The 16,977-nt window shown below is 36.3% G+C and carries 16 protein-coding genes and 1 tRNA gene; 11 read left to right on the top strand and 6 right to left on the bottom strand.

Features of this window, described 5'->3' with window-relative positions:
- Positions 1 to 33 precede the first annotated feature (33 nt).
- From CLV94_RS04245 to CLV94_RS04205, 9 genes are all read left to right on the top strand, one after another.
- Entirely contained in the window at positions 34 to 1,347 is a 1,314-nt protein-coding gene (locus CLV94_RS04245; RefSeq protein WP_121375192.1) for an FtsW/RodA/SpoVE family cell cycle protein, read from the top strand.
- Positions 1,348 to 1,417: 70 nt separating this feature from the next.
- Positions 1,418 to 2,521 carry an undecaprenyldiphospho-muramoylpentapeptide beta-N-acetylglucosaminyltransferase gene (gene murG, locus CLV94_RS04240; RefSeq protein WP_121375191.1) on the top strand — a complete coding sequence of 368 codons (1,104 nt, stop codon included), beginning with the start codon at positions 1,418 to 1,420 and terminating at the stop codon, positions 2,519 to 2,521.
- 49 nt (positions 2,522 to 2,570) lie between these two features.
- Complete coding sequence (gene murC / locus CLV94_RS04235; protein ID WP_121375190.1) at positions 2,571 to 3,920, top strand: UDP-N-acetylmuramate--L-alanine ligase; 1,350 nt, start codon at positions 2,571 to 2,573, stop codon at positions 3,918 to 3,920.
- Positions 3,907 to 4,632: a cell division protein FtsQ/DivIB gene (locus CLV94_RS04230; RefSeq protein WP_121375189.1), complete on the top strand. Its 726-nt coding sequence runs from the start codon at positions 3,907 to 3,909 to the stop codon at positions 4,630 to 4,632. The genes murC and CLV94_RS04230 overlap by 14 nt, the downstream gene beginning before the upstream one ends.
- A 3-nt stretch (positions 4,633 to 4,635) precedes the next feature.
- Positions 4,636 to 6,030, top strand: coding sequence for a cell division protein FtsA (gene ftsA / locus CLV94_RS04225; RefSeq protein WP_121375188.1), 1,395 nt, complete (start codon positions 4,636 to 4,638; stop codon positions 6,028 to 6,030).
- Between the two features lie 60 nt (positions 6,031 to 6,090).
- Positions 6,091 to 8,022 carry a cell division protein FtsZ gene (gene ftsZ / locus CLV94_RS04220; protein ID WP_121375187.1) on the top strand — a complete coding sequence of 644 codons (1,932 nt, stop codon included), beginning with the start codon at positions 6,091 to 6,093 and terminating at the stop codon, positions 8,020 to 8,022.
- A gap of 167 nt (positions 8,023 to 8,189) precedes the next feature.
- The gene (locus CLV94_RS04215) at positions 8,190 to 8,639 is read left to right on the top strand and encodes a GatB/YqeY domain-containing protein (protein ID WP_121375186.1); all 450 of its coding nucleotides are present in this window, start codon (positions 8,190 to 8,192) and stop codon (positions 8,637 to 8,639) included.
- A gap of 31 nt (positions 8,640 to 8,670) precedes the next feature.
- Positions 8,671 to 8,744 (top strand) — tRNA-Arg (locus tag CLV94_RS04210).
- A 92-nt stretch (positions 8,745 to 8,836) separates the two neighbouring features.
- Positions 8,837 to 9,631 carry a zinc-dependent peptidase gene (locus CLV94_RS04205; RefSeq protein WP_170148742.1) on the top strand — a complete coding sequence of 265 codons (795 nt, stop codon included), beginning with the start codon at positions 8,837 to 8,839 and terminating at the stop codon, positions 9,629 to 9,631.
- A 60-nt stretch (positions 9,632 to 9,691) separates the two neighbouring features.
- On the opposite strand, the gene rpe is transcribed toward CLV94_RS04205, so the two are convergent.
- From rpe to CLV94_RS04190, 3 genes are all read right to left on the bottom strand, one after another.
- The gene (rpe, locus tag CLV94_RS04200) at positions 9,692 to 10,354 is read right to left on the bottom strand and encodes a ribulose-phosphate 3-epimerase (RefSeq protein WP_121375184.1); all 663 of its coding nucleotides are present in this window, start codon (positions 10,352 to 10,354) and stop codon (positions 9,692 to 9,694) included.
- A gap of 365 nt (positions 10,355 to 10,719) precedes the next feature.
- Positions 10,720 to 11,583 carry a sigma-70 family RNA polymerase sigma factor gene (locus CLV94_RS04195; RefSeq protein ID WP_026707723.1) on the bottom strand — a complete coding sequence of 288 codons (864 nt, stop codon included), beginning with the start codon at positions 11,581 to 11,583 and terminating at the stop codon, positions 10,720 to 10,722.
- Positions 11,584 to 11,682: 99 nt separating this feature from the next.
- Complete coding sequence (locus CLV94_RS04190; protein ID WP_121375183.1) at positions 11,683 to 12,639, bottom strand: hypothetical protein; 957 nt, start codon at positions 12,637 to 12,639, stop codon at positions 11,683 to 11,685.
- Positions 12,640 to 12,740: 101 nt separating this feature from the next.
- Here CLV94_RS04190 and CLV94_RS04185 point away from each other — a divergent pair, with 101 nt between their 5' ends.
- Positions 12,741 to 13,319 (top strand): hypothetical protein, encoded by a 579-nt coding sequence (locus CLV94_RS04185; RefSeq protein ID WP_121375182.1) that lies wholly within the window; start codon positions 12,741 to 12,743, stop codon positions 13,317 to 13,319.
- Complete coding sequence (locus CLV94_RS04180; RefSeq protein ID WP_121375181.1) at positions 13,312 to 13,926, top strand: hypothetical protein; 615 nt, start codon at positions 13,312 to 13,314, stop codon at positions 13,924 to 13,926. Before CLV94_RS04185 ends, CLV94_RS04180 begins: the two co-directional genes overlap by 8 nt.
- Before the next feature lie 98 nt (positions 13,927 to 14,024).
- On the opposite strand, the gene CLV94_RS04175 is transcribed toward CLV94_RS04180, so the two are convergent.
- The 3 genes from CLV94_RS04175 to CLV94_RS04165 all read right to left on the bottom strand — a co-directional run bounded on the left by CLV94_RS04175 (position 14,025) and on the right by CLV94_RS04165 (position 16,967).
- Positions 14,025 to 14,705 (bottom strand): hypothetical protein, encoded by a 681-nt coding sequence (locus CLV94_RS04175; RefSeq protein ID WP_147406570.1) that lies wholly within the window; start codon positions 14,703 to 14,705, stop codon positions 14,025 to 14,027.
- Positions 14,706 to 15,010: 305 nt separating this feature from the next.
- Positions 15,011 to 16,426: a hypothetical protein gene (locus CLV94_RS04170; RefSeq protein ID WP_121375179.1), complete on the bottom strand. Its 1,416-nt coding sequence runs from the start codon at positions 16,424 to 16,426 to the stop codon at positions 15,011 to 15,013.
- Complete coding sequence (locus CLV94_RS04165) at positions 16,416 to 16,967, bottom strand: RNA polymerase sigma factor (RefSeq protein ID WP_121375178.1); 552 nt, start codon at positions 16,965 to 16,967, stop codon at positions 16,416 to 16,418. The genes CLV94_RS04170 and CLV94_RS04165 overlap by 11 nt, the downstream gene beginning before the upstream one ends.
- Between the last annotated feature and the right edge of the window lie 10 nt (positions 16,968 to 16,977).

The following is a 16,977-nucleotide window of genomic DNA, read 5'->3' as shown; positions in this document are numbered from 1 at the left end:
GGAAAGTAAATTACAAGTAAAAGAAAGGGAATTATGAAAGAGTTTATAAACAATCTTAAAGGAGACAAGGTCATCTGGGCGTTCATCGCTCTATTGGCATTGATTTCGTTTATGCCTGTTTACAGCGCAAGTAGTAATTTGGCGTATAGTGCAAATGGTTCTGGAAACACAGTCAGCTTTTTGATCAAGCATTTTGCGCACGTAGGAATTGGATTTCTGATTGTTTATATGGTGCATAAAATTCCATACCATTATTTCAAGGCGATTTCAATGATTGCCCTTCCGATTGTAGGATTGCTCTTGTTGTACACGCTTTTCCAAGGAAAAACAATAGGTGGTGCGAATGCCAGCCGTTGGATCCAGATTCCTTTTGTCGGAATCAGCTTCCAGACTTCAACACTCGCCGCAATGGTGCTGATGATTTATGTAGCAAGATATCTGGCAAAAAAGCGAGAAGTCGAAGACACGTTCCAAAAATCGATAATCGAATTATGGCTTCCAGTATTCGGAATAATACTGCTGATTCTGCCGGCTAACTTTTCTACCGCGGCCCTGATTTTCTCAATGGTCGTAATGCTGGTATTTGTGGGCAAATATCCTTTGAAATACCTCGGAATCGTAATCGGAGCTGGAGTTGTAGGATTGACTTTTTTCATCTTGGTGGCAAAAGCTTTTCCAGATGCTTTTCCTAACCGTGTAGACACTTGGGTCAGCCGTATTGAAAACTTTACGAGCGACAAACCAGACGAAGATAATTATCAGATTGAAAAAGCAAAAATAGCAATAGCTACTGGTGGAATACGTGGCTTAGGTCCAGGAAAAAGCGTTCAGAAAAACTTCCTGCCCCAATCGTCTTCCGATTTTATCTACGCTATTATCGTAGAAGAAAACGGGCTCATTGGTGCCGTTGTCGTCATGTTCCTCTACATCATGCTTTTCATCCGATTCTTGATTGCATCGCACAAAGCCAATACCTTATTTGGAAAACTACTAGTTGTCGGCTTAGGATTTCCTATAGTATTTCAGGCGCTAATTAATATGGCTGTTGCCGTTGAATTATTGCCCGTAACAGGACAGACTTTGCCGTTAATAAGTAGTGGAGGTAGCTCTATTTGGATGACTTGTGTGTCGCTTGGGATTATTCTCAGCGTGACCAAAAAAGATGAGGAAATTGCTCAAGAAAATCTTGAAAAAGCCCAAAGAGAAGAAGCATTGCAACGATTGATCGAAAGAGAAATGAACGGTGAAAATGTCGAAGAGGAAGAAGAAATCACAAATGAAAAAGAACCACAATATGCAATCGAGGATGTAAGCGACAATCCAATGAAAGCAGTGATGGGGAAATAATTCATGATGGCAGATATAAGATTTCAGATGGCAGTTTGCAGATGAAATCAGTGAAAAAAGATTTAAAAAAATGCAAAAATTAAAATTCATATTAAGCGGTGGTGGTACTGGTGGACATATCTACCCAGCAATTGCTATTGCAAATGAATTAAAAGAACGTTTCCCGGATTGTGAAATCCTATTTGTAGGGGCCAAAGACAAAATGGAGATGCAGAAAGTGCCACAAGCCGGCTACCCGATAAAAGGACTTTGGATTTCAGGATTGCAAAGAAGGCTTACGCTAGATAACTCGCTTTTCCCTTTCAAGCTTTTTGACAGTTTGTTGAAATCAAGGACGATTATCAACAAATTCAAGCCAAATGTGGCTATCGGAACTGGAGGTTTTGCAAGTGGACCGCTATTAAGAGTAGCTGGCTTTGCAGGAATTCCAACGGTAATCCAAGAGCAAAATTCGTATCCAGGCATCACAAATAAATGGTTGAGTAGCAAAGCAAGCAAGATTTGCGTCGCCTATGAAAATCTGGACCGATTTTTTCCAAAAGATAAGATTGTCTTCACGGGAAATCCAGTTCGCCAAGATTTGATCGATATAAAAGGGAAGAAAAAAGAAGCACGAGACTATTTCAAGCTGAATCCAGATAAAAAAGTGTTGTTGGTGCTTGGTGGAAGTTTGGGTTCAAGAAGAATAAACCAACTGATTGCGAAAGAGTTAGTAAATTTTTCTTCGCAAGAGGTACAAGTTATTTGGCAGTGCGGCAAGTTTTATATCGAAGAGTACAAGCATTTTAATGAAAAAGAAAATGTTCAGGTGACAGCGTTTATTGATAGAATGGATTTGGTGTATGCAGCGGCAGATGTCATCATTTCTAGAGCTGGAGCTTCTTCAGTTTCGGAATTATGTTTGGTGGGTAAGCCAGTGATTTTTATCCCTTCGCCAAATGTTGCCGAAGACCATCAGACAAAAAATGCAAAAGCAATCGTAGATAAAAATGGAGCCCTGATGATAAAAGAAAACGAGTTGGATACAAAATTCACCTCAATTTTCAACAATCTCTTAAGCGACAAGAATCTGCAAGAAAACTTGAGTGAAAACATAAAAAAAATGGCAATGCCTAATGCAACAAAAGACATTGTCGACGAAATAATAAAATTAGTTGAAAGCCAAAAATCGTAAAAGTCTGACGACTTTATGACTTGAAACTTTACGACATTAAGACTAAAAAATGAATTTGAATCAGATACATAACGTTTATTTCATCGGAATCGGAGGCATCGGAATGAGCGCACTGGCGCGTTATTTCAAAGCCATCGGCAAAAACGTATGTGGATATGATAAGACCGAAACAGAGCTTACGAAAGAATTAGAAGCTTTAGGAATCGAAATTCATTTTGAAGACAGTATTTCCCTGATCCCGAAAGACTATTATTCTGAAAATACTTTAGTAATCATTACTCCGGCTGTGCCTAAAACGCACTCGGAATGGAATTATTTCTTAGAAAGAGAATACCAAGTTAAAAAGAGAGCAGAAGTATTAGGCATAATCACAAAAGATACCTTCTGTTTTGCCGTAGCAGGAACACATGGAAAAACGACGACTTCGAGCATTTTAGGACATATTTTATATGAAAGCGGAGCCGATGTTACGGCATTTTTAGGTGGCATCGTAGAAAATTACAATTCCAACCTAATCGGAAGTGGTAAGACCGTAACCGTTGTTGAAGCTGATGAGTTTGACCGTTCCTTCTTGCATTTATATCCAAATATTGCCTGCGTCACATCGATGGATGCTGATCATTTGGATATTTATGGAGATACAGCTTCCATCGAAGCTTCCTTTGTTGAATTTGCAGGCAAAGTAGAAGATAAAAATAATTTGTTTGTTGCAAAAGGACTGCCTTTAGACGGAATTTCTGTTGCAGTTAATGAAGAAGCCGATTACAAGGCTTTTAATGTCAGAATCGAAAATAGTGCTTATGTTTTTGACGTGCAGACGCCTTCAGAAATCATAAAAGACATACGATTTAATTTACCAGGAAAACACAATTTGACAAATGCCTTAATCGCTTTGGCAATGGCAAATACCTACGGCACCCCGACCGAAAGCATTGCCAAAGCATTATTTACATTCAAAGGTGTAAAACGCAGATTTTCCTATCAGATTAAAGAAGAAAATGTAGTGTATATCGATGATTATGCGCATCATCCGACTGAAATAAATGCGGTACATCAAGCGGTTACGGAGTTATATCCTGAAGAAAAAGTTTTGGCTATTTTTCAGCCCCATCTGTTCAGCAGGACAAAAGATTTTATCGACGGATTTGCGTCAAGTTTGTCTGCTTTTGACGAAGTGATTTTGTTGGATATTTATCCGGCTAGAGAGTTGCCAGTCGAAGGAGTGAATTCTGAATGGCTTTTAAGCAAGATAGACAATCCGAATAAAAAATTAGTGTCAAAAACCGACCTGATTTCGGAGATTTTAAAAAGCAATGCTAAAGTTGTTGTTACAATTGGAGCAGGCGATATAGGTGAATTGGTGAAACCGATTAAAGAAGCTTTGTATGAAAAAGTTTAACTGGACAAATATCAAATTAGCGTTCATGTTTGCGCTTGTGATTTTCCTGTATTCTTTTACTTCGAAGAGAAATGAACAGCGAAAATTGAAAAAATCCGTAGTCGAATTTGTCAATGAAAATAGCCCATTTATTACACAAGAAGCGGTTAATAAATTGTTAATAGAAAATAATGCAGCCCCTACGAGCATTCAAAAAGATGAGTTAGATTTGAATAAATTGGAGAAAACTCTCAATAATCACAATATGATCGAAAAGTGTGAAGTATTTGTGAGTATTGATGGCGTCTTAAAAGCTGTCGTGAAACAGAAAACACCTGTTGCCAGAGTGTTTGAGGATAACGGTTCTTTTTATATTGATTACGAAGGACATAAGATGCCGTTGTCAGACAATTTCACAGCTAGAGTTCCAATTGTTTCGGGGGGGATTAACGGTAAAAATAATGAAAATCTAAACGAGGTTTTTCGTTACATCTATGACGATGAGTTTTTGCATAAAAACATCATCGGTATACAAGTTTTGCCAAATGGTAGCCTAAAAATGATGAACAGAAATTTTAATTATGTCATCGATTTTGGCAGAACCATCAATGTTGATAAAAAGTTCAAGAATTATAAAGCCTTTTTTCAGAAGGCAATTCGAGACAGTTTGATAAATAAATACAAGACAGTAAATCTGAAGTTTACGCAACAGGTAGTGTGCACCAAAAATTAGGATATGGAAAAAGAGAGCATTGCAGTAGGTTTAGACATTGGGACAACCAAGATTGTCGCTATGATTGGCAAGAAGAATGAATACGGGAAGCTTGAGATTTTGGGCGTTGGAAAATCCAAAAGCCTTGGTGTGGCAAGAGGCGTTGTAAACAATATCACGCAAACAATTCAATCTATCCAGCAGGCAGTACACGAAGCAGAAGTAGATTCAGGTTATAAAATAAAAGACGTTGTTGTCGGCATTGCCGGACAGCACATCAGAAGCATACAGCACAGCGATTATATCAGCAGAAGCAATCCTGAAGAAGTAATCAGTGAAAATGATATCGACCTGTTGATCAATCAGGTGCACAAATTAGCAATGCTGCCTGGAGAAGAAATTATCCATGTGTTGCCACAAGAATTTAAGATTGACGGCCAAGCCGAAATCAAAGAGCCAATCGGAATGTACGGCGGAAGACTAGAGTCTAGTTTTCATGTTGTTGTAGGCCAAGCTTCTTCAATCAGAAATGTAGGAAGATGTATCAAAAGCTCAGGCTTGGATTTATCCGGATTGACATTAGAGCCCTTAGCTTCAGCAGATGCAGTATTGAGCCAAGAAGAAAAAGAAGCTGGTGTTGCGTTAATCGATATCGGTGGTGGAACAACAGACTTGGCAATTTTTAAAGATGGGATTATCCGCCATACGGCAGTGATTCCTTTCGGCGGAAATGTCATTACCGATGATATCAAAGAAGGCTGTTCGATTATTGAAAAACAAGCCGAGCTATTGAAAGTGAAATTCGGTTCTGCATGGCCAGGAGAAAATAAAGACAATGAGATTGTTTCTATTCCAGGTTTGAGAGGAAGAGAGCCTAAAGAAATTTCGTTGAAAAACTTGTCAAAAATAATTCATGCTCGTGTAGTAGAGATTATCGATCAAGTTTTTACAGAAATCAAATCATACGGACACGAAGATCCGCGTAAAAAACTGATTGCAGGTATTGTTCTGACAGGTGGTGGAGCACAATTGAAGCATATCAAGCAATTGGTAGAATACATCACAGGAATGGATACGAGAATTGGTTATCCGAACGAACATCTCGCTGGAAATTCCGATGAAGAAATTTCAAGCCCGCTCTATGCAACAGCTGTCGGATTAGTGATGAACAGCATCCGAAATAATACCAGAAGCGCTGTTCCATTCAACCAAACAGAAGTTGAAAAGGTCGTTCCGGTTCAGATGCAGCAAAAAGAAGCTGTTGCAGAAATGAATCATTATGAAGAAGAAATTATTGAAGAAGAAGTTCCTAAAAAAGTAGAGCAGGCCAAGACGGTTTCTACAGAAGGAAGAATGAAAAAGTCGTTTTTTGACAAATATATCGACAAGATTAAGGAGTTTTTAGACAATGCGGAATAGGGCCTAATAGCCAGACAGAAAAATTAAAAAGAAAAGGAAAAGAAATTAAAACCAAATATTATGATGAGCAACTCAGATTTTGGAAGCATTTCATTTGATTTACCAAAAAATCAATCAAATGTGATTAAAGTAATTGGTGTTGGAGGAGGCGGAAGCAACGCGATCAACCACATGTTTCAGCAGGGAATTAAAGGAGTGGATTTTATTGTCTGCAATACAGATTCTCAAGCTTTGCAGAATAGTGCAGTTCCAAACAAGATTCAGCTAGGGGTTAACCTTACAGAAGGTCTGGGGGCTGGAGCAAACCCTGAAGTTGGACAACAGTCGGCTATCGAAAGCATTGCTGATATCGAGAAGATGCTTGACAGCAATACCAAGATGGTTTTTATCACGGCTGGAATGGGCGGTGGTACTGGAACTGGTGCTGCGCCGGTAATTGCTCAATTGGCTAAAGAAAGAGACATCCTTACAGTAGGGATTGTGACTATTCCATTCCAATTTGAAGGAAAAGTTCGTTCTGACCAAGCTTTATTGGGTGTAGAAAGATTGAGAAAGCAAGTAGATTCGCTTATCGTAATCAACAATAATAAATTAAGAGAAGTATACGGAAATCTTGGCTTCAAGGCCGGATTCTCAAAAGCGGATGAAGTTTTGGCAACAGCCTCAAGAGGTATTGCTGAAGTAATTACGCACCACTATACTCAAAATATCGACTTAAAAGACGCAAAGACCGTATTGTCAAACAGCGGAACGGCTATTATGGGTTCAGCTACGGCAATCGGAGAAAACCGTGCTAAAGAAGCTATCGTTTCAGCATTAGATTCGCCTTTGCTAAATGATAATAAAATTACAGGCGCCAAAAACGTATTGTTGCTTATCGTTTCTGGAACCAACGAAATTACGATTGATGAAATCGGAGAAATCAATGACCATATCCAAGCTGAAGCGGGCTTTAATGCCAACATCATCATGGGAGTTGGCGAAGATGATACGCTTGGCGACTCAATCGCTGTAACGATTATTGCTACGGGATTTAACGTAGAACAGCAAAACGAAATCGTCAATACCGAGCCAAAAAAAATTATCCACGCATTGGAGGATGAGCAAAAAATGGGTCGTGACTTGATGCAAAAGCAAACGATCCCGTCTTTTGATCTTACACCTTCAGAAGAAAAAAAAGAAACAGTAAATGATGAAAAAATTGTTTTTGCTTTGGAAGATTTCGACGTATTTGAAGCAAAAGTAGAAGAACCGGAAATCGTTTCTGATTTGGTAAAAACGACAGAATTCATCAAGAATATTGATGTGGAATTCCAGATTGTTTCTCCTATCAGCGAGCACGAATTTTACATCACGACTCCAGAAGTTAGAGAAATGGAAGTACGCGAGCCAGAATTTGTAGCTTACAAAGAAGAAGAGCAGATTACTTTTTCTTTTGACTTGCCGATTGCAAAAACAGAAGCGCCAAAAGAAGACCGAATTCTTTTCGAATTGTCAAACGAAACTAAAGAAATCAAGGTAAATCAGCCTGTTCAAGTAGTTCCGATGACTGAATTGAACGAAAAAGGCATCATCAAATATTCTTTAGAAGAATATATGGAAGTTGAAAACGAATTGCTTCAATCGAAGCCAGTTGCAAAAGTAGAGGAGCCAGTTGACAAAGAATTGGATTTGACGATGAAAGTTGAAACTCCAAAATTCAACAATCCAGCTTTTGAAGAAATTTCGCCTCTTGAAATGACCATCGAGCAGACCTTGAAAAAAAGAGCTGACGAAAGAAGGATGAAGATGAAAGAATTTAATTATAAATTCCATAACAATCCTTCAAGAGTTGATGAATTTGAAAAAGAACCAGCATACAAAAGAATGGGAATTGATTTAAACAGTGCCCAAGCTGACAATAGCAAATCTAGGATGTCACTAGGAACGGACAGTAACGATGATTTACAATTACGTTCAAACAATTCGTTTCTTCACGACAACGTAGATTAACTAACTCAAACCAAAACCCGATAACCCGAAAATTGAATGTGATTTTCGGGTTATTTTTTTTATCTTCGCATCAAGTTTAAAAAAATAAGGCATTGGCAATAAATTTGAAAAATGCCTCCTTGATTTTTAAGCATTTTGAGAAGAACCTAAAAAAAGAGTCATACTAAATGAGCCTGCAAAACCAAATCAACGAAGAAATCAAAACGGCTATGAGAGCCAAAGATACTGTCAGCCTTGAATCTTTAAGAGCTGTAAAGTCGGCTTTATTGCTGTTACAGAGCGAATCTGGAGCAAAAGAAGAGATTTCTCAAGATGAAGAAATTAAGCTTTTACAACGATTAGTGAAGCAACGAAAAGACAGCGCCAATATTTATACACAGCAAGGAAGACCAGATTTGGCTGAACCTGAATTGCTACAAGCCTCTATCATCGAAAAGTTCCTTCCGGCTCAATTAAGCGAAGAAGAAGTAGAAGCTGTTGTGGCAAAAATTATTGCCGACACAGGAGCTTCTGGAATGGCTTCGATGGGGAAAGTAATGGGCGAGGCTTCTGCTGAATTAGCTGGAAAAGCAGATGGCAAGACTATCTCTACAATCGTAAAGAAATTATTATCATAAATAATATATTTTAGACTAAACTCTAAAAAATGACCCTGTAGTTCAACTGGATAGAATATCAGATTTCGGCTCTGAGGGTTGGGGGTTCGAACCCCTCCAGGGTCACAGATTTTTAAAGGGACTAGGCTTAGTCCCTTTTTTATTTTCCAAAACGTAATGCTTGGATATTGAATATGGGCGAAACAATTTTAGTTTTTTTGACATACATACTTGTTGTAATCGTGTCTTTATGCATGATTATGGGCTTTTTAAGACTTGTTGTTGAACCAGCTTATGTGTTGGCATTCAACAAGCCGTTATATCTGCATTGGTATCCAATTCCTAAGAAATTAAAATCTTCTCAAAGATTGATGTTGGAAAAGGAGTTTTCTTTCTACAGAAAACTTTCTAATAAACGGAAAGCCTATTTTGAGCATCGTGTAAAATCGTTTATTGAGTATTATCAATTTCTCGGCAAAGACGTCCATGTTTCTGAAGAAATGAAGATCATTATAGCCGGAACCTATGTTATGCTAACATTCGGAATGCGGTATTATCTTACTCCTTTGTTTCAAAAGATTATTATCTATCCGAGCCAGTATTTTTCAACGATAACAGAGCAGAATCATAAAGGGGAATACAATCCGAGGCTGAAAGCCGTCGTTTTTTCATGGGAAGATTTTCTTTTAGGACATCAGACGACTAATGACAATGTAAATTTAGGACTTCATGAATTTACACATGTACTACATTTTCATGCCATAAAAGGGAAAGATGCTAGCGCTTCTATATTCTACGACGAATTCAATGAGATTGTAAAATACTATAATGATGCTAGAATGTCTTCTGAATTGACGGAGAGAGGGTATTTCCGGGATTATGCTTATGAGAACCAATTTGAATTTCTATCAGTGCTTCTAGAGCATTTTTTTGAATCTCCGGAGACTTTTAAAAAAGAATTTCCTGAACTATACGAAAGAGTAAAGGCAATGATTAATTTTAACGAAGAATAAACCAAATAAAAAGACCTGCAAACAAATGTTGACAGGTCTTTTTTATGGATAACAGAGATATTAAATTGCCGTGATTTTCTTTAAATCAGCAATAGTCTCTAGTTGATTTTCTGCTTTGAATACATAGCTGCCAGCAACTAAAACATCGGCTCCTGCTTCAGCTAATTGTCTTGCATTTTTGTTAGTAACGCCGCCGTCTACTTCAATTAAAGTGGTCGCTTTGTTTCGAGATATGATTTCTTTTAGCTGTCTTACTTTTTTATAAGTTGATTCAATAAATGATTGACCACCAAAACCAGGATTAACGCTCATTACACATACTACGTCAATATCGTTGATAATGTCTTCAAGAAGGGTAACGCTTGTGTGCGGATTCAAAGCAACTCCAGCTTTCATGCTTTCTGCTTTTATGGCCTGTAACGTTCTATGGAGATGCGTACAAGCTTCATAATGGACGCTTAGTACATTTGCTCCAAGCGATGCAAAAGTCTTGATATAACGATCAGGATCGATAATCATCAAATGTACGTCGATTGTTTTCTTTGCATGTTTTTGTATGGTTTCCAAAACAGGCATCCCATAAGAGATGTTCGGAACAAAAACACCATCCATGATATCAATATGAAACCAGTCAGCCTCACTAGTATTGATCATTTCCAGGTCGCGTTGCAAGTTTCCAAAATCCGCAGCAAGCACAGAAGGTGCGATTAAAGTATTTTTCATTTGTGTTGTGTTGTATAAAGTTCAAAATTGAAAATTCATTAATCAATATTCAAACTTTTTTCAGTTGTGTGGCAAAGATACTATTTTCAAAATATTTTGAATGTTGAATATTCAATTTGGAATAAAGAATTTTAAACTAAAAAACAAAACTCCGGAAACACGAGCGAAGCGAACAGACCGAGGTTTGTTTGATAAAAAAACAAAACTCCGGTAATCAGCCGGAGTTTCAATCATCAATCAAAAAACGAACAGTTTTGAACTGTTGTTGCGTTAAATATTGTAGTAAATGAATGTCAATTTTTTGGAAAACCAATATACAAATAAATTCTAACAATCAAAATGATTATAGAAAACTTTGCGATTGTTTATCCTAAATAGGTTTTTAAGATCTTGCTTCTTGAAGTGTGTTTCAGTCTGCGGATTGCTTTTTCTTTAATCTGACGCACACGCTCGCGAGTCAAATCGAAAGTTTCGCCTATTTCTTCCAAAGTCATCGGATGCTGGTCGCCTAAACCGAAGTATAAACGGACAACATCTGCTTCTCTTGGAGTCAATGTTTCCAAAGAACGCTCGATTTCTGTACGCAGAGATTCGTGAATTAGCTCTCTATCTGGATTAGGAGATTCTCCTGAACGTAAAACGTCGTAAAGGTTTGAATCTTCTCCTTCCACAAGAGGAGCATCCATAGAAAGGTGACGTCCAGAATTTTTCATAGATTCTTTTACGTCGTTCACCGTCATATCCAATTCTTTTGCAATTTCTTCAGCAGATGGCGGACGCTCGTTTGATTGCTCAAGCAACGCATACATCTTGTTGATTTTATTGATAGAACCGATTTTGTTCAAAGGCAGACGAACAATACGAGATTGTTCTGCCAAAGCCTGCAAGATAGATTGACGAATCCACCATACAGCATAGGAGATAAATTTGAAACCACGCGTTTCATCGAAACGTTGCGCAGCTTTTATAAGACCTAAATTTCCTTCGTTAATTAAATCAGGAAGTGTAAGTCCTTGATTTTGATATTGTTTTGCTACCGAAACTACGAAACGTAAATTGGCTTTTGTCAATTTTTCTAACGCTCTTTGGTCTCCGGCTTTTATTTTTTGTGCTAGTTCTACCTCTTCATCAGCTGTAATAAGGTCAACTTTTCCAATTTCTTGTAGGTATTTGTCTAAGGAAGCAGTTTCACGGTTAGTTACCTGCTTGGTAATTTTGAGTTGTCTCATTTAGTTTCTCCTTAATTTAAGTATTCAGGTTGTTATACGTAATGAGTTGCCAAAAAGTTACAAAAAGGTAAAAAAAATATTTCTATTTTTAGTCTTTTGTTATATTTCGAAGTCTAACTTGTTGATTTTCTGTAAATAAAAATCAATTTTTTGATGACCTCTGCCAAAGAAAATTTTTCGATCGCGTGTTCCTGACAAGTTTAACGACTTCGAATTTTTAATTTGATGGATGAAATATTCCGAAGCGTTTCGACAAGTCGATTCATCTTCTGTAATAAAATAACCAAGCATGGTGTATGGGATAAATAAAGATTTCTTTTCTGGGCTAGACATAAGCACATTGTTGTTCAAGATCAGCAACTCATTATAATATAAATGATATCCTGTCGAGTTCTTGCTTGATTTTTCTTCAGCTTTCTGTAAAAGTTTTTTTAAATCTTCATAGAGAAGTACGGCATTGGAATGCGATAGTAATCCGGATTCAAAAAAATATAAGATTTGCTGTAATGTACTGTTGATGGTGGTATCGTTCCAGATTTCATGGACTTCAGCATTTTCATAAACACTTTGCAGCTGTGAGCTATATTCTAAAAGTGACTGATCTAGAGTGAATTTTTCAAAGTTTTCCTGATTTTCTGTTCCTACCAAAAGATTCAGCCATACATATAATTTGAATTTTGAAAGCAATGTTCCTCCAATAGTATAAAAAAGAGGAATATCTTTTGAAGAATAATACATTTTCGAGTTGGAAGCATAAGGTTTCAGATTTTGTGCTGACTGTTTGAAATAGAGCGCTAAATCTTCTAGTGAACGTATTTCTTTTGTCTTTTCTGCAATTACTTTATTGCTATCTCCTTTGAAAATATTATCCATCGAAATGGAATAGTGCTGGCAGAGCTTTACGGTTTCTTCAATCGAAAACTTGCTTTTGCAAGAGACTCTTCGATGAGAAGCATCATAACTTATGTGTAAGACGGAAGCTATTTCTTCAATTAAAGAAGAATTCTTAGGCAAATGTTTTCTGATATTCCCTAGTAAAAGGTCTTGATTACTCATTTTTTTTGCGATTATCACAAATGCTAAAGTACAAAATATTATTTAGCACAATATTATTTGCGATAAATAAAAGAATTTTGGATTACTAAAAATAAGTAATTATGAAAACAATCATTGAGAATTTTGACAGCTTTCAAAAGTGCATTGGTCGTTCTTTGAAACGAAACTGGCCACTTTTATTTGTGTTTTGTATCGCTTCGTGTACGGTTCACAATCAAATTAATCGGGAAGATTTTAAAAACATTCCTAAAAAATTTTCGGGTAAATTTTATGATCAATTGGATACGGTGCATGTTCAGTATGATAATAAGATTTTTACCAGGAGTTTTATGAAGCAGATTTCCAATGTAGATAATATCAATTATTCAAAGCCTATTCAAATAGATATAGAAAATAAGGAACTGTTTTTAAGTTTTGAGGATACTCGTGCAAAACGCTATGTCTTGAAATTTTATGGAAAGCATTATAAAAACAAATTTGTTTTTCATACCAATTATGAAACGGTTTCCTTTCCGATTGTTTTTGTAACCAAGAGCATGACCAAATATTCAATTTACTTACCTAGCGAAAAAGAAATAGTCTTTGAAGAACATAATGTGAACGAAGGGATGCTATTACTTTTTGGGGCTGGAAACTCTCACAAATCAGATAATAAATTTAAACTTTTGCCAAATGAATAAAATGCTTTTTTTGGTTTTGATTGCATTTGAGATGAATGCGCAAGACACTATTGTTTTTCCGAAAATCGATTTATATAAAAGAAATATTATAGAAGAGAGTTATGGGATTCCGCTTGGTGCTTTGGCCGACAAATATGAAAGTTCGATTAACACGGCTTTTTACATGAGGACAAAAATTGCAAAGCGTCAATTTATAGATTTTGGTGCTGAACTTAGCGGTATTGTAAAAGGGAAAAGCATTTCTTATAAAGTAGATAATGAAAATATACTATTGGAAGGAAGTAAATCTTCTTTTTTATTAGGCTTAAGGTACACGAGATTTTTATATCAATCTCCTAATGAAAATTTCCATATTGAGTCAAATTCTGGAATCGGTTGGAAATATTTGCATTATAGCAAGCCCGATGGAGAACGTTTTGATAAAATGGATTTGAAGCCGACGCTTCACACGATCGCTTTCTCACAAGGAATTAAAATTATGTTTTATGGATTTGGAGTTCATTGCAATTACCATTATTCTCCTTATGATTTGTTCAATTCAAGAGCAGGGAAAAATTTTGGAGATTCTTCTATAAATCTCGGTTTATCTGGAAGCTGGAATTTTTAGATAGAGATAAAAAAATGCTAAAAATATCCAAGCTTACATAGATTTAAGAATAATAAAAGTGGCTACTAGGTATAGGTAGCCACTTTTATTCTTTATAATTATAGAGAAGGCTCAATATAATTTAATGGTTCTGAAGCGCTTTTTAACGCGCCGCTTTTTACTGGAACAAATTTTCCAGTCGCAGAGTCATACGTAATTGAAATTTCAGTTACATTGCCTCCAAATTTTAATTCAGTAATAGGAGAGGTTATAGTAGTAACAACTGAATTGCTAACAACTTGAGATTGCAACCAGATATGAAGAGTGGTGTTTGGGGACATTACCGCAGTACTTTGCATTAAAGCTGGAATTGCAGAAACGGCATTTCCAATTCTTTCAATTCCATTCACGGTGGCATTTTGATGAAGACCAACTGTCATATAAGGTTTCATTCCAAATTGGTTTAATAATAAAAATGCGTTTGGATATCCTCCACCCATAGGTCCAACGATTCTTCCAGAGTCTTGTAATACATATTGTTTACCCATTTCTGATCCAATTGGAGTGTTTGATAATTGAGATAAGGTCGCACCATTTCTGATGTCAGCAGCCGATGCGTAAATTCCATATTCTTCTTTCCATGAAAATAGGTTTGTTTGCAAGGGCTTGAAAACTTGCCATGCAACATTTGTTGAACGTCCGTCAGAAGGTTTTCCAACAACGACGTTTGTTCCTGTTGCATACATGATTTGTAATTGCTCGTTTGTAAATACTGTTTTTAAATTGAATTGTTGTGACATGATTCTAGATTTTTGTGGTTGTTCCTACTCATATGGCTTTTCGGTATCCGCCAAGATTGCTTGTTTTGCTTAGTAAAAGTAAAGGCAATTCGGTTTTTTATGGAAGAAAATGCTACGAACTGGAAAATAGATGTCACGGAAAGAAGAAAAAGAGACATGAACTATTAATGAGAATAAACCTGACAATTAAGAATACCAGTTTTTGCTGTAAATGATATTTTGCGACAAAATCCACATACAACTTAAAAGCCCCATTCCAAATTAATGAAACAGGGCTAAGATAACTAACCAACTTATCTAACTAACTAATTGTTTAAATTATACTGGAGTCCAGTCTGGAGTCCAAAGGATATTTTTTTAGGTGAGCCTTCCGAAGGATTGAAATGATATTTAAAAATAGGCTCAGCGTTGAAACGTAAATTTTTGGATATTTTATAATAGAATCCTGCTCCAAAATTCGTTGTGAAATGTACTTTTAGAAGATCACTTCTTTTACCAATGATGAGGCTTTGGTTGTTTTTTTCGACCTCTATGGTATTTTTATTCAGGTACAAGGTGCTGATGCCGCCGATGACCTCCATTCCGATTTTTTTATCTAACAAAGTATACTTGAGTTCAAACGGAATCTCTAAAAAAGAATATTCTTCTCGGATATCAAGATTTTCATTGTTAAATTGCGCCACAATCGAACTGTTTGTAATGCCTGGCTTATATTCTATATTTTCAAAGTTACTTGTATTAAAGTTCACATTTTGAGTTGTAGTATTAAACTTGGAAAGGCTGGCACCTAATCGAAGATTTAGTCTTTCAGTTATATTTACGCCAATATAACCGCCAAAATTGAACGTAAATTCAGCACTAGATTTATTGTTTTCAAGGCGGCTGTCTAAAGAAGATTTGTTTGAAAACAGACCATAGTAAGTAGGAGCAACATATCCAAAAACATAGAATTTGCTAAAAGGTTTGACACTGTCTTTTACGGTTTTTTTCTCGTCTTTTACTTCAGGCTTTTTTTCTTTCTTTTTCTCTTTTAGGCTGTCCTTCTTTTTTTCTGCCGGAGTTAAATCAGTTTCTGTATTTGGAATGTAGTTCCTTTGATTCTCGGCAATAGTTGTATTTGTGGTTTGAGATAAGACATCTTTTTCAAATGGAGCTTTTTCTGAAGACCTATTCCCAAGACGTGATTTTTTACTTTTACTTTTTGCTGCTTTGGAAGAATTTTGCGCTAAAGCTTTAATTTTTGATTTTTTTTGAAATGCATTGCTTGATTTGAATTTGGTGATTTTTGATTTTTCAGATGAACTTATGCTGTTACGTGCTGAAGCATTGTCGGAACTATTAGCGTTGTCTTGTGAAGTTGGAGAATTGATTTTCTCATGACCTATTTTAGAATTACCAGAATTTGAAGTATCGGTAGAGTTTGTAGTAGAACTGTTATTGTCATTGGTACCATTGCTAGTGTTGTTTTTCTCAGTAGCATCTGTCTTATTATTATTGTAAAACGGAAAATTTCTGCTCCATTCCAATGTTGAAAAAGGTAGCAATAAGAATAGAAATAAGATCGCGATTCCGGTAGTTTTTATCCAGAATGGCAACAGTCTTCTTTTTTTCTTTTTTTTCAGCTCGGCATTTATTGAGTCCCAAACTTTAGGGCTTGGAGATTTATCCAAACCGTCAATTTTGTCCCTAAATGCTTTTCCTATGTCTTTTTTATTCTCCATTGCTAATATTGTAATTGTTCTGGAATGAATTTTTCTGCTTTATTTTTTCTTTCAAGATGGTTTTGGCCCTATGCAAATTCGATTTGGACGTATTTTCTGAAATTTCCAGCATTTGCGCTATTTCTTTATGTGAATAATCATCCAGTTCATACAAGCTGAAAACCAATCGGTATTGCGTTGGAAGCTCTTGAATCAATGATAAAATCGTATCTAAAGAAAAATCGATTTCTTTTTCTTCAATCAAAGTGTCTTGAAAATCATCTTTGATCGGAACCATCTGGTAGCTTTTTTTATAACTGTCGATGGCTTTGTTTATGGTAATTCGTTTTATCCAACCTTCAAAAGATCCCGAGCCATTGTATTTTTTAATATTGGTGAATATTTCAATGAAAGCATTGTGCAGGTTATCTTCGGCTTCGGCCTCATTGCTGCAATACTTTAAGCTCAGCACAAAAAGAATATCTTTATACCTGTTGTATAATTCTTCTTGTGCCTTGCTTTTTTGCCTGATGCAGTCCTTTATGAGGCTTTCTAAGTTCAATGGATAGTAC

The organism is Flavobacterium endophyticum, assembly GCF_003634455.1.
Classification (GTDB): Bacteria; Bacteroidota; Bacteroidia; order Flavobacteriales; family Flavobacteriaceae; genus Flavobacterium; species Flavobacterium endophyticum.
The sequence above is the reverse complement of the archived record's forward strand: the minus strand, read 5'-3'. Positions and strand labels throughout refer to the sequence as shown.